The sequence below is a fragment of the Veillonella criceti genome (genome assembly GCF_900460315.1).
GTDB classification, from domain to species: domain Bacteria; phylum Bacillota; class Negativicutes; order Veillonellales; family Veillonellaceae; genus Veillonella_A; species Veillonella_A criceti.
This window is the reverse complement of record NZ_UHIO01000001.1, coordinates 245,544-258,684: the sequence shown is the minus strand read 5'-3', so window position 1 is coordinate 258,684 and position 13,141 is coordinate 245,544. Positions and strand designations below refer to the sequence as shown.

12 protein-coding genes are annotated in these 13,141 nt (G+C 38.5%); 1 reads left to right on the top strand and 11 read right to left on the bottom strand.

Annotated features, from left to right (window positions below):
- Nucleotides 1-35: 35 nt before the first annotated feature.
- The 11 genes from scfB to DYE54_RS01135 all read right to left on the bottom strand — a co-directional run bounded on the left by scfB (nt 36) and on the right by DYE54_RS01135 (nt 10,925).
- Nucleotides 36-1,475, bottom strand: coding sequence for a thioether cross-link-forming SCIFF peptide maturase (scfB, locus tag DYE54_RS01185; protein WP_115309510.1), 1,440 nt, complete (start codon nt 1,473-1,475; stop codon nt 36-38).
- Between the two features lie 217 nt (nt 1,476-1,692).
- The gene (scfA, locus tag DYE54_RS01180) at nt 1,693-1,836 is read right to left on the bottom strand and encodes a six-cysteine ranthipeptide SCIFF (RefSeq protein ID WP_004693318.1); all 144 of its coding nucleotides are present in this window, start codon (nt 1,834-1,836) and stop codon (nt 1,693-1,695) included.
- Between the two features lie 127 nt (nt 1,837-1,963).
- Nucleotides 1,964-2,998: a metal ABC transporter solute-binding protein, Zn/Mn family gene (locus DYE54_RS01175; RefSeq protein ID WP_115309509.1), complete on the bottom strand. Its 1,035-nt coding sequence runs from the start codon at nt 2,996-2,998 to the stop codon at nt 1,964-1,966.
- 106 nt (nt 2,999-3,104) lie between these two features.
- Entirely contained in the window at nt 3,105-3,740 is a 636-nt protein-coding gene (locus tag DYE54_RS01170; RefSeq protein WP_115309508.1) for an ECF transporter S component, read from the bottom strand.
- A 188-nt stretch (nt 3,741-3,928) separates the two neighbouring features.
- Complete coding sequence (locus DYE54_RS01165; protein ID WP_115309507.1) at nt 3,929-4,786, bottom strand: hypothetical protein; 858 nt, start codon at nt 4,784-4,786, stop codon at nt 3,929-3,931.
- Entirely contained in the window at nt 4,783-5,190 is a 408-nt protein-coding gene (locus tag DYE54_RS01160; RefSeq protein ID WP_115309506.1) for a hypothetical protein, read from the bottom strand. Before DYE54_RS01160 ends, DYE54_RS01165 begins: the two co-directional genes overlap by 4 nt.
- A gap of 109 nt (nt 5,191-5,299) precedes the next feature.
- Nucleotides 5,300-7,438, bottom strand: a complete 2,139-nt coding sequence (locus DYE54_RS01155; RefSeq protein ID WP_115309505.1) for a heavy metal translocating P-type ATPase — start codon at nt 7,436-7,438, stop codon at nt 5,300-5,302.
- 5 nt (nt 7,439-7,443) lie between these two features.
- On the bottom strand, nt 7,444-7,725 hold the full coding sequence (locus DYE54_RS01150; RefSeq protein ID WP_115309504.1) for a DUF6110 family protein: 282 nt from the start codon (nt 7,723-7,725) through the stop codon (nt 7,444-7,446).
- 183 nt (nt 7,726-7,908) lie between these two features.
- Nucleotides 7,909-8,094: a FeoB-associated Cys-rich membrane protein gene (locus DYE54_RS01145; protein ID WP_115311061.1), complete on the bottom strand. Its 186-nt coding sequence runs from the start codon at nt 8,092-8,094 to the stop codon at nt 7,909-7,911.
- 190 nt (nt 8,095-8,284) lie between these two features.
- Nucleotides 8,285-10,705 carry a ferrous iron transport protein B gene (gene feoB / locus DYE54_RS01140; protein ID WP_115309503.1) on the bottom strand — a complete coding sequence of 807 codons (2,421 nt, stop codon included), beginning with the start codon at nt 10,703-10,705 and terminating at the stop codon, nt 8,285-8,287.
- A gap of 1 nt (nt 10,706) precedes the next feature.
- A complete protein-coding gene (locus DYE54_RS01135; RefSeq protein ID WP_115309502.1) occupies nt 10,707-10,925 on the bottom strand; it encodes a FeoA family protein in 219 nt (72 codons plus the stop codon).
- Between the two features lie 661 nt (nt 10,926-11,586).
- On the opposite strand from DYE54_RS01135, the gene DYE54_RS01130 reads away from it, so the two are divergent.
- A complete protein-coding gene (locus DYE54_RS01130) occupies nt 11,587-12,849 on the top strand; it encodes a DEAD/DEAH box helicase (RefSeq protein WP_115309501.1) in 1,263 nt (420 codons plus the stop codon).
- Nucleotides 12,850-13,141: the final 292 nt, after the last annotated feature.

Sequence of the window (13,141 nt, the reverse complement as noted above, 5' to 3'; positions counted from 1 at the left end):
TCCTTTACTACTTATGCTACTTAGTCCTGTTACGATTACATCCAATTATGTTGTTTACGCTCCTGAAACGCTGGATCCTCTTTTGGCACAATCCCTTGTTCACGCAATTCATCCAATTCTGCCTGAATCATAATAGCGCATTCAATTCGTTTCTTCTGTAATTCACAGCCCAAAGCATATGGCTCATGAATAGTCCCAGTAAAAGTTTCATTATTCGCATGACAACCACCGGAACAGAAGAACTTAGCCCAACATTGAGCACACGTTGGTTTCGTAAATACATGTGTATTACGGAATTCACGAGGAATATCAAAATTCTTAAGTCCTTCATATACATTCCCTAATACATAGCCATCACGACCAACGAACTGATGACATGGATAAATATCACCATTTGGCACAATCGCCATATACTCATGGCCTGCACCACAACCACGCAAACGCTTAGCCATACATGGCCCACGATATAGGTCCATACGGAAGTGGAAGAAATTAAATTTCTCGCCCCAACCTTCTTTTTGACGTTCTAAATACAAATCAGCCAATTTTTCGTATTCTTCCATTAACGCTGGCAAATCTTCTTCGCGAAGTACATACTCCCCTTCTTGTCCTACTACCGGCTCCATAGATAAATGTTCAAAGCCTAAATCGGACATAGCTATCACGTCTTTTGTGAAATCTAAGTTATTATGAGTATATGTACCACGAGCATAATATTCTAGCCCATTACGTTGTTTTACAGCATTAATCAGATTCTTAGCTACAGTTTTATACGTATCGGTACCACCAGCACTTGGACGCATGTGATTATGCACTTCTTCACGCCCATCAATGGATAAGACCATACTTAATTTATGTTCGTTTAAGTAGTCAATTTTCTCCTGCGTTAAAAGAACACCATTCGTAGTCATGGTCATTTTGAAAATCTTATTGTGTTCAGCGCCTACTTTTTCAGCATATTCAATGGTCTGTTTTACTACATCCCAGTTCATTAATGGTTCGCCACCAAAGAAGTCAATTTCTAAATGCTGACGAGGTCCACTCATGGAAATTAAAAAGTCAACGGCCCGTTTTGCTACATCAAAACTCATGAGTTCACGTTTCACACCACCGTAATCCCCTTGGCTAGCAAAGCAATATTTGCAAGCTAAGTTGCAGTCGTGAGCAATGTTTAAGCAAAGGGCTTTTACAATAGGTTTCTCAGCGGCTACGAGTTTAAAATCTTCAGACATTGGCGCATAGAGCATCTCGTCTTTGATTAAACCATCGATTTCATCTAACAATTCATCAAGCTCAGCTGGCGACTCGACGCTATCTAACGCTTCGTGAACTGCAGCACGGTTTGTGCCATCATAGATATCTAGCACGCGATCTGTTAATTCATCGATTACATGAATAATGCCACTATTTACATCAAGACAGAAATACTTATCCTTCATCTTGAATTTGTGAATCATTGGTTTTAATTCTAACATGGTACCTCCATATATTTAATAGTTATTACTACATCTATATTATACTACATCTATCTGATTTTGAGTCTTAAAAAAAGGTTCTACCATATATGAAAGAATTACATAAGAACAAGTCTTTCACAATTATATGGTAAAACCTAATTGTTATATGAGAATAAGACCTAATCATTACATTGTAACAATTAGGTCCGTTCTCATCACTATCGTGTTTTAAATCTTATTTTTGTTTGCAAACTTGGTTGCCTACAGTGCAGCTTGTTTTGCATGCGGATTGGCAAGAAGTTTGGCATTCACCACAGCCACCAGTTTTAGCAGTTTTCTGTAAAGATTCAGTGTTGATTGTACGAATACGTTTAGCCATTTGCTTCAACCTCCTAAAATTACTATTACCTGTTACTCATATTTTATCATAGTCAAATACTAATGGGCAATAGGTTTGTAATGATAAATATCAATAACGAACATAACATTGAGAAATAGACAAGCTCTTAGTTAACACCTAATGCTTCACGAAGTACCGTTAAATTTTGTGTCATAATAGTCAAATAATTTTCACCTGCCTTCATTTGCTCTTCTGTTAAGCCTTCCACTGGATTTAGCATATATACCTTAGCGCCCGTTTCACCAGCAATAGCATTAGCTAATTTAGGATTAACCAAGGCTTCACTAAAAATAGCTTGCACTTTATGGGCCTTTACGAAGCTAATAATAGAAGCCATCCGTTCTGGCGTTGGTTCTGCATCAGGTGCTACCCCCATAATGCCCAGCTGCGTAAACCCATACTGTTTTGCTAAATAACCAAAGGCCTCATGAGTCACTACCAATTCTTTAGTAGCCACTTGCGAAGCAAACGTATGATATGCCGTATCTAACGCTATTAATTTTTCTTTATAGGCTTTGCCATTGGCTTCGTAATACTCTTTATTAGCAGGATCTGCTTCACTAAATGCTTTCACAACTAAATCTACTTCTTTTGCCACATTCATCGGATTTAACCAAACATGAGGATCTACCGTATCATGATGATGCTCGTGTTCTCCCGCAATTGGTTTAGCCCCTAGTTCATGATGATGCGCCTCTGCACCATTCCCTTCGTGGCTATGATGCATAGCTTCAGTCTCACTATCGAGGCTTGTAGTAGCGCTCGGTAACACGTCAACTACACTCGATAATTCAACGGGCTTTGCTTCTTTTATAATATCAGCCGCCAATAGTTTTTCTGTTGGTTCTAATCCAGCGCCATTATAAATAAATAATTTTGCTTTCCCCACAGCTTTTAAATCATTGACTGTTGGTTCCCAATCATGAGGTTCCGTGCCTGGTGGTACTAACATAGTCACATTAACTTTATCACCGCCCACTTGTTTTGCTATATCATACGCAGGATACACCGTGGTTACAACTGCTAATCCATTCTTGGTAGACTCTGTCGAATTAGAGCCACAACCACCTAATAATACGCTCCCCAGTACAACGCCTACCGCTAATACAGCCGTAAGACCTATCGTTCGCCATTTTTTCATACTATCACCCTTTCAAATTACGACAAACCAATACTTGTTCATTTATCAATATATCCATAAAAAAAGCCCTTACAACACGTCAGGGCTAGTCTTAGTCATAGTTTTATTAAGCTTTCTTAAGTTTAGCCCGTAACGCCATCACTACGGGAGTCCCTACCACAACAGCCGCTAAAGCTTCTAATGGACCATGGAAAACGGCAACACCAATAACAATATTCGCCACATTCTCCACAGGAATTCCTTTAGCCGCTGCATATGGTTCTGCATAAATAATATAAATTAAACCCATTACTAAAATAGTATGTATCATTGTACCCATAAATAGCGCTAGCATAACTCGCCATACAGGTCTTTTAAATGGTAAATAGCGATACACTAAGTAACTAAGTGGACCGATGAGCATGCGTGGTAACACAGATACAATCGGATTTAAAAACACAAATGACATTATATTAGGTTGAATCATATTTTGGACTAAACTATAACAACCAAATATAAAGCCAATCACCATACCAATCTTTGGTCCCTCTAAGAGCGCCCCAATTAATGTTGGTATATGTAATATAGTCGCATTAATTGGCGGAATGGGAATAAAACCAAGACCGGTTACCCCTAAGACTACAGTTAAAGCAGATAATAAGCCAATAACAGTCAATTGGCGTAAACTAAAACGTTGTTTAGCATACGGATTTTTCACCGGCTTATTCGTATCGCTAGTTGTTTCATTGTTTATTTTAGACATGTACTTCCTCCGTTCTTATTCCACCATGGATATAAGTCGAATAAAAAATAGATGATTCCTATTCTGGTTATCGTTCTGTTCGTTTCATATGTAATATCTGCGATACAGACAGTCACCGACTAGCAAATCATCTACTATATTATTAAATATAAAGCGCTCTGTCAAGCTAAAGCGCGTTGTCAAAGGTTTTACTTATTAGCAGCTCGTTTAGCTTGCCAATTAGCAATGCCATCTTCCAAACGAAGGCCCAATCCTACAGAAAGTGCTAATACAATAAATTCAAGTACCCCTGGGGTAATATAAACTAGCAAATTTCCTTGGAACACAGGCATCAAAAAGTATAACAACTCCATAGCAAAGTCAGGTTTCCAGCCATACATTAAATGTCCATTAATGGCTAACCAAGCCAATGCGGTTAGCATAATACGCCCTAAACGTAAGCCCTGCTTTTCACCAAATCGTGGATGTAAATAGATAGCAATCACAGCCATAGTCCAAATAACAAAACCATATAGCCATAACTGTAAAAATCCAAAGACTTGTGGACTAATTTGAGCAGCCAATGCAGGATCTGGCACATTTAAAAAGAGTACATCCCCTAAAAGCAACATAGGCACTGGCAAGGAATAAACAGCCATATCTAATGAATCATCTAACCAACGATTAAAGCGAGGACGACTAAAAAACATAGTTAAAATCACATTGACTAACATCATAGCAAAGAGCGCGACTACAAATAAGCCAACCCAAGTCAGAATGACCAACGCTGTATTATCAGCCGCTACTGTAAAAGGAATGACGCTGTCCCCTAAAAAGAAAAATGTCAAACACCAAAGCCAGCTGTATACATATAGCCCACTGCGCCAAGGGTACGTCACTAATCCTTCTAAACGATTATGACGACGCAAAATAGATGGCACCAATAAAGCAAGTATCAAAAATGCCACCATGCCTAAGGTCGCTCCTTGCGTAGCCAATACAATCATTGAAATTGGCACAATAATAACAGCGCACAATATAAACATACGAAATAAATTTTTTATCATTTTGTTGCACTCCTACGAACTAAGCTATTTAGTATATATCCCACCGTTAATGAAAGGGCCACTTGCACATACATAACAATGACAAAGGCTACATCACGGCCCACGCTTGGCAACGCCCATAAAAAAGAAAAATCTCCTACAAAGAAACTCTGATAAGTTCCTAATTGGACTAATATCCAACCAACGATATACGCAAGACGACTCACGCGCTTCTCCTCAGGCCCAAAACCACTTCGTTTTGAAGATAAATATGCAATGGGCACTAACAAAGACAACACTAAATAACTAACCAAGGCTACCATTGCGCTAGAGCCATTATGTATTGTATAGGCACCTAAGGGTACGAGTATTATAAAAAAGCTCATAAAAAAGGTGCGCCCCAAAATATCAACGAGGACTTTCATGTCAAAACCTCCCAAATCAACAATTCAATAGTTTTATTCTACTATAGGCGCCCTGAAAACTCAACAAAAATAGCGGGCTTTCCGAAGAAAACCCGCCCATATATAACCCTTACGCTACAACTTGAGCTTCTGTCTCAATAGCCATTTCATCAGTACTGTCTTTTTTAGCTGGTAATAATGGTGTCATGCTACGCAGACCAATGCCTAGCGTAAACATATTATGCATCCATGCAGTCGTACTTGGTGTCAATACTTGGAATAAACCTAATCCAACTAAGGCGCCATTTACCCCTACAATAGAATTATAATTAAACTGAATGCGATCCATCAATTTCATAGCAATACGACGTAAGTCAACAATACTACTTAAATCATCAGAAGATACTGTTACATTCGCAATCTTCTGCGCAATAGGAGCCCCTTCATTCATAGCAATGCCTACATGTGCTTCTGATAGAGCTGGTGAATCATTAATCCCATCACCAATCATCATCACTGTATAGCCTTCTTCTTTCGCCTGTTTTACATAGGCGGCTTTATCACCAGGCAATACTTCGGCATGTACTTCATCAATGCCAATTTCTTGAGCCACTCGTTCAGCATTTCGCTGACTATCGCCCGTCATCATGACAACTTTTTTGATGCCTAAATCATGTAAATCTTGAATGACTTGTTTAGCTTCTTCACGAATTGGATCTTTAATAAGTAACACAGCCGCTAAACGACCACTAATAGCTAAATATAAATGAGAGAAACCGCTTGGTAAATTATCAAATTTATCTTGTTCTCCGTCTGGAATCACAGTCTTTTCATCATCAAAAATGAAATGAGCGCTCCCAATACGACATTTACGATTGCCCACTTTAGAAGCAATACCATGTGCTACGATATATTCTACTTTAGAGGAATGTTTTTCTTTATGCGGTAAATTATGTTGTTCAGCCGCATTCACAACAGCCTTTGCCATAGAATGAGGGAAATGTTCCTCTAAGCAAGCCGCTAGCATAAGCATATCATCGGCATCATTGCCATCAAAGGTAATAATATCTTCAAAAACAGGTTCTGCTTTTGTTAGTGTGCCCGTCTTATCAAATACAATTACATCAGCGGCTGCAATTTGCTCTAAATATTTACCACCTTTAACGGTAATTCCGCGTTTAGAGGCTTCTTCCATAGCCGACAATACCGCCAATGGAATACTCAGTTTTAAAGCACATGAAAAGTCCACCATTAAGAAGGATAATGCTTTCATGGTGTTACGCGTTAAAAGATAGGTCAAAAGAGTCCCTGCAAAACTAATAGGCACTAATTTATCGGCCATATGAAAGGCTTTTTGTTCCATGCCCGATTTCATCTGTTCCGACTCTTCAATCAAAGCTACAATCTGTTCATAGCGCGAAGACTTAGAATTCCCTCTCACTTCAATAACACAAGTGCCTTCTTCAACGACTGTGCCCGCATAAACAGAACAACCTTCATCACGACGAACCGGTTCAGGTTCACCTGTCATAGAGCTTTCATTAACAAGTACGACGCCTTCAAGCACTACGCCATCTAATGGCACAACTTCACCTTGACGAAGTACCACCTGATCACCTTCTACTACCTCAGCAACCGGACGACTCACTTCTACGCCATCAACTTTAACCCATACTTTATCAACATTTAAAGACATACTTTCAGCTAAATTAAGTACAGATTTACGTAACGTCCACTCTTCTAAAGTTTCACCAATACCAAGGAGATACATAATCGCCCCAGCGGTTGAAACGTCACCACGCAATAAGGATACAGTAATCGCTACACCATCTAGTACTTCAACGGTTAATTTACGATGCCATAGCATAGTCACTGCTGTTTTAGCAAACTTCAAGGCATTAAACCACGACCAAACCATATTAATGGGTGCTGGCAATAGTAGTTTCTTACCTAAGTACACAAGGGTCTGATTAAGCATAGACTCTTTATACTTTTTATTAACCAATCTTGGTGAATATTCTGTCAATGCGGGGGCCTGAGTAAAATCTAATGTATTAAGAGCTACCAAAGCATCACGCACAGCAATTTCATCACCAGTATGTTGAATGATTAAATCCCGTGAACGAGTAAAGAATTGTGCTTTTTCAATCGCAGGTTGCTGCATTAAAATACTCTCTACATAGGCAGCTTCTGCATCATTAAATAAGCGACCGGTGCATCTAACATGAAGACGTTTCGATAATCGTTGAATAACCGAAAACTTCAACATATTAATTATTCACCCTTTTCTTCTTCTTCTTCTTCAAATAACGCTTCTTCTTTACGACGATTTTCGTTAATTTCTTGAGCATCTGCTAAAATACTACCGCTAGAAGCTTGTACTTTTTCAGCTGTTTCCATAACGCTTTCTTTAGCGCGAAGACCAGCAGCCACTACATTAGCATATACTTTTTTAGCATCTTTACTGGTTAATACTTTTAAACCTACTGTACCAAGCGCTAAACCAGCTGCAAATAAATTAGCATTTTTTACTTTGTTTTTGTCTACGTTAAACATAAAAATCTCACCTTTCTCTTTCAGTAAATTATACCCTCAGTAAAACATTTTACAGTGAAACTAAAATGTTTTACTCCCTATGTTTATAAAAATAGCCAAGGCTCACCTCACTGAACCTTGGCTACTTCTGCCGTAAATCTTCGGAATACCCTGTATTCACCAGTACTTACTGTAATATTTTATTTATTTGCTACCGCTACACCCACAACCGCAACCACAACCAGTGGATGATTCATGATCCTTCTTGCCAGTGCTATTGCCACCGCAACCACAGCCACAACCGCCTTTACCAGATACAGTCTTGTAAGCTTTGCGAATAACAAATAATACAGCGATTAATCCGATAAGATAAACTATTAGGTTCTCCATTATCATACACCATCTTTCTCATTTTATCAATACCACTTTAAAATAATTTTGAGAAAAGCTTGTCTGTATAAGCATTCTCAATGAGTATCATCGGTTAATTCTCATTTAACAATTAATGGAAACTAACTAATTACTTAACGAACAGCGCCTAACCATTTCAATTCATTAAATCTAATAAATCAATATTTTATTAATGAAGTCCAAGTAAGTGACCACCATTATATACGATAAATGCTGCCACCCAAGCAAGAGCCGTTGAGTACACCATAAAGAAGCCTAACCAGCCCCAGCCACCAGCTTCACGTTTAAAGACAGCCATAGCCGCAAAACATGGTGGATAGATAAGCACAAACATCATTAAACCTACCGCAACAAGTGGTGTAAAGGATGGATCAGTACGTAAGTACTCTTGTAATGGTTTTTCATTTTCTTCATCAGCACCTACTGCATAAATTGTGCCGAGTGTACTTACCATAACTTCCTTAGCAGCCAAAGCTGTTACCAAAGATACACTCATCTTCCAATCAAACCCTAGTGGACGCATAATTGGTTCAATCGTTTTACCAATCATAGCAACATAAGAACCTTCTAATTTTTCAGACGCTTCTTTTTGATCGATTTCACCAAGAGCTTCTTCTTTATCTTGGTTATTTAAGTAAATGGCCCAAGCAACTGGAAATTCGCTTGCATTAGCTACTTGAAGATCATTAAAGTAATCAGGTACTTCTGGAGCTACTTCCTCTTCTGTGGAAGTTTCAACCACTTGACCATTCAACCCTTCATCACCAATTTCCTCTTCTTCTACGCCAGCTTCTTCAGCTGCTGCATCCTGCTCTTCTTGAATGGTTGTCATCTGATCAACAAGAGCCATAATTGGTTCTTTCTGTGCTTCAGTAGCAATACCATATTGTAACAAGGTTGCATCGTCTTTCGCCTGATATTCCTGTGTTACTTGTTCACGAGCTGCATCGAAATCTTCAGAGTATTGAACCTCTTGAGGATAGGATGCTAAGAACCAAATCAACACGGAAGCGGCTAAAATAAATGTACCCGCTTTTTTAACATATAACCAAGCACGTTCCCACATATGCATTAACACACTTTTCAAAGTTGGCATATGATAAGGTGGTAATTCCATTACAAATGGTTCAGACTCACCTGGGAATAAGAACTTACGGAATACTTTAGCCATAACAACGGCTAAGATAATCCCTGCAAAATAAATGGCAAATAGTGCCGTACCACGTTGCGCTACTGGGAAGAAGGCCCCAATAAACAAAGTATATACTGGCAATCGCGCACTACAAGTCATAAACTGCGACACTAAAATCGTAATCATACGATCTCGATTATTATCTAAAATACGGGCCCCCATAATAGCAGGAATACTACAGCCATAGCCAATCAAAAGTGGAATAAAGGATTTACCATGTAAACCACAAGCACGCATGATGCGGTCCATTACAAACGCTGCTCGCGCCATATAGCCAGTATCTTCAAGGAAGGCAATCCCCAAGAATAATAATACAATTAATGGTACAAAGCTCAATACGGCGCCAACACCAGCTATAATACCATCCACAACTAACGACTGTAACTGTCCTTCTGGAATCACCGTTGTCGCCCATTCACCTAAAGCAGTAAAGCCATCTTCAATCCAGCCTTGTGGATACGCCCCCACTTCATTAACGAAGTTAAACAATAACCACATAACAATCATGAAAATAGGCAAACCTAACACACGATGTGTCAACACTTTATCTAAACGATCCGATTTTGTTTCAATTTCTTTCGGTGTGCCTTGTAAAGAATCATTATAAGTAGCTACAGCAAAACTATGACGGAATTCTTGGAATATAATTTCTAAATCTACTTTATCTTTTAATATTTCACGCCACTGTTCTGCTTTAGCCAAAGCTGCTTCAGTATGATCAAAAGCTTGTACTTTTTTTACTACGTCTGCATCAGCTTCTAATAACTTAATGGCTACCCAACGCAATGGATACGAAATAGTTCCCGCTTTTTCAAGCTCCACCATAACTTCATCAATTGCTGGTTCTAATGTTGGACCATAATCAATAGTAGCACTTGGTTTTTTAGCCTCTTTCGCTACATCAATAACTGCCTGTAACAATTCTTTAGTACCCACATTGTCACGGCCTATGGTTTCAACAATCGTAGCGCCTGTTAATTCACTTAATTTCTTAATGTCAATGTTTACGCCCATATCTTTAGCCACATCAGACATATTAAGAGCCATAACCAACGGGCGTTCCAATTCTAATAATTGCGCCGCTAAATATAAGTTACGTTCCAAATTAGAGGCATCAATAACATTAACTAACACGTCTGGTTCATCGTTGATAATGACGTTACGAGCTACTAATTCATCTAAGGAACGGGCTGTTAAGCTATATGTACCTGGTAAATCAATAAAGAGTAAATCTTTACCGCTAAAAGTACATTCCCCTTCTTTCTTTTCCACGGTTACACCGGGATAGTTACCTACATGCTGCTTAGCACCGGTAATATTATTAAAAATTGTCGTTTTACCACAATTCGGATTCCCCGCTAATGCAATGCGGATGGATGTGGTATTTTGCTCACTCATCCTAGGCCTCCTGACTTACTTCAATGTCAATAGTTTCTGCCTCGCTAACACGTAAGGCTAAATCAAAGTTCTTCACTTTAATTTCTACTGGGTCACCTAAGGGCGCGAATTTCATAACGCGCACAAAAGTCCCTGGTACTAACCCCATGTCAACAAGACGATGTTTGATGTTACCAGATCCATGCAATTTCTTAATCACACCTGCTTCACCTGGTTTCATCGATGCCAACGATTTGATCACAGTCCTACACCTCCTTGTGGTTGAATCTAAACAAACTCATCTCTATCATAAGTTTAGTTCTACAACGCCACACATACTGATAAAAAATTACACTTAAATTATATCACAACAGAGGATAATTTCAATAATGATTTGCAATATCGAATCATGTCAATATATATAGAATTCTTTCAATTTTCATTATCATATACTATTTTAGCAACTATATATAAAGTACTTACACTCTATTCTTATCATTCTCATTTGATATAATTTCTCTTTATCTAAAAATAATCCTAAATTTAATCACTTATCAAATCATTATCAATTAAAGAATAGTTCTCAATTTATTCTTAATATATAAATTTATCATTTAACGTATTCACTTAATGTTTAACCAATATCAAATTTCAAACGAATTAGGTCAATCTTTGAAATTCCATGCATTAAAATGACTCATAATAACTTCACCAAAACTACGTCTATAACGCAGGCTATATATTTTATGCTATAATAAACGTATAATTTTATTTATTTTGTTTATAATATGGCACATTTCATAACTTATATGTACCAAACTTCTAAATTCTAATATGTGCCATTTCCTATACTCATTTTAAAATTTCAAATATTATCTGTAACCATATAAAGGAGTTTTCATATGAAATCATTTCAAACCCTTGGTGTAGTACCTGAATTAATTGAAGCCTTAGCAAAACAGGGAATCAAAGAACCTACACCAATTCAGGAGCAAGCCATTCCACCAGCCTTTAAAGGTCATGATTTAATCGCTATGGCCCAAACAGGTACAGGCAAAACGTTAGCCTTTTTATTACCAGTCTTACAACGTATTCACGTAGATGTCTTTCAAGAGCAAGCGCTTATCATAGCCCCTACTCGCGAGTTAGTCAAACAAATTGCAGACGAAGCAAAAAATATTGGTGATATATTAGGTGTTGATGTACTTCCACTGATTGGTGGACGTACTATCGAGGGGCAGTTACAGCAATTAGGCCGCCGTCCTCATGTAATCATTGGCACACCTGGTCGTTTACTCGATCATGCAACTCGAGGTTCTTTAATTTTAGATACTGTTCGACGCATCGTACTCGATGAAGCTGATCAAATGCTTCACATGGGCTTTTTACCTGATGTAGAATCCCTCATTGAACGAACGAATGCCAATCGCCAATTACTGCTTTTCTCCGCCACCGTACCTGACCGCATCCGCAGTCTTGCCAAAGCTTACATGAAAAAACCAATGTCCGTCACCGTAAAAGGCAATAATGTTACCTTAGATACAATTGAACAACGTGTTATCATGGTAAAACCTGAAGAAAAATTAGAGCGCTTAATGGCTCAAATTAAAGAAGACAATCCTTATTTAGCTATTGTTTTCTGCAATAAAAAAGAAGGAGCCATTCGTCTTTCCTATGAATTAACGGCCGCTGGTTTCAATATTGGCGAACTTCATGGCGATTTAACACAAGGTCGACGCACTCAAATCTTACGTGACTTTGCTCGTGCTCGTACACAAATTTTAGTAGCCACTGATATTGCGGCTCGTGGCATTGATATTGAAGGAATTAGTCATATCTACAACTTTGATGTTCCTCACGATGTGGATTATTATATCCATCGTATCGGCCGTACTGGCCGTGCTGGTACTAGTGGAATTGCCATTACCTATGCTACGCAAGCTGATGAGCCTTGGCTACGCCGCATTGAACGGGCTATTGAAGCTACCTTAACCAAATATACAACCGATGGGCAAGTAAAAACAAAAGGTCGTGCTCAAGCCCCTAAAAAAGCAACAACTACTAAAAAACCATCCATTAAATCTAATTATCAAGCGACTAAAGCTAAACGACATAAAGCAACTGGACATAAAGGCGCGAATACAAGACGGCGTCGCTCTCGGTAAAGGATGTGACTGTAAATAAGTGCCCTATCTCCCAGGGTATTTATAACTAAAAGAAAAGGTTCTTGTTTTATCTTATTAGCATAAAAAGGATGGCCCCACTCTTACAAGCCACTGGCGTTCTAACGAACAATGTGGCTCTTAAAGAGTGGGGCCATTCTTTTTATATTTACTTATTCAAATACCTTCTCAAGAACCCTTTTCTTCTCATCAATAAAACCCTACTAAGAGATAGGGCATAATTTGCTAAACATTAAACTCCTTATCCTTTATCAAAGAGCGATCTCCGTCTTGC

What these genes read in the sequence shown, in the direction of transcription:
- DYE54_RS01165 (WP_115309507.1), bottom strand. Translation starts at nt 4,786, where the DNA reads ATGATAAAAAATTTATTTCGTATGTTTATATTGTGCGCTGTTATTATT.
- DYE54_RS01170 (WP_115309508.1), bottom strand. Translation starts at nt 3,740, where the DNA reads ATGTCTAAAATAAACAATGAAACAACTAGCGATACGAATAAGCCGGTG.
- DYE54_RS01130 (WP_115309501.1), top strand. Translation starts at nt 11,587, where the DNA reads ATGAAATCATTTCAAACCCTTGGTGTAGTACCTGAATTAATTGAAGCC.
- scfA (WP_004693318.1), bottom strand. Translation starts at nt 1,836, where the DNA reads ATGGCTAAACGTATTCGTACAATCAACACTGAATCTTTACAGAAAACT.
- DYE54_RS01155 (WP_115309505.1), bottom strand. Translation starts at nt 7,438, where the DNA reads ATGTTGAAGTTTTCGGTTATTCAACGATTATCGAAACGTCTTCATGTT.
- DYE54_RS01160 (WP_115309506.1), bottom strand. Translation starts at nt 5,190, where the DNA reads ATGAAAGTCCTCGTTGATATTTTGGGGCGCACCTTTTTTATGAGCTTT.
- DYE54_RS01150 (WP_115309504.1), bottom strand. Translation starts at nt 7,725, where the DNA reads ATGTTTAACGTAGACAAAAACAAAGTAAAAAATGCTAATTTATTTGCA.
- feoB (WP_115309503.1), bottom strand. Translation starts at nt 10,705, where the DNA reads ATGAGTGAGCAAAATACCACATCCATCCGCATTGCATTAGCGGGGAAT.
- DYE54_RS01145 (WP_115311061.1), bottom strand. Translation starts at nt 8,094, where the DNA reads ATGGAGAACCTAATAGTTTATCTTATCGGATTAATCGCTGTATTATTT.
- scfB (WP_115309510.1), bottom strand. Translation starts at nt 1,475, where the DNA reads ATGTTAGAATTAAAACCAATGATTCACAAATTCAAGATGAAGGATAAG.
- DYE54_RS01135 (WP_115309502.1), bottom strand. Translation starts at nt 10,925, where the DNA reads ATGAAACCAGGTGAAGCAGGTGTGATTAAGAAATTGCATGGATCTGGT.
- DYE54_RS01175 (WP_115309509.1), bottom strand. Translation starts at nt 2,998, where the DNA reads ATGAAAAAATGGCGAACGATAGGTCTTACGGCTGTATTAGCGGTAGGC.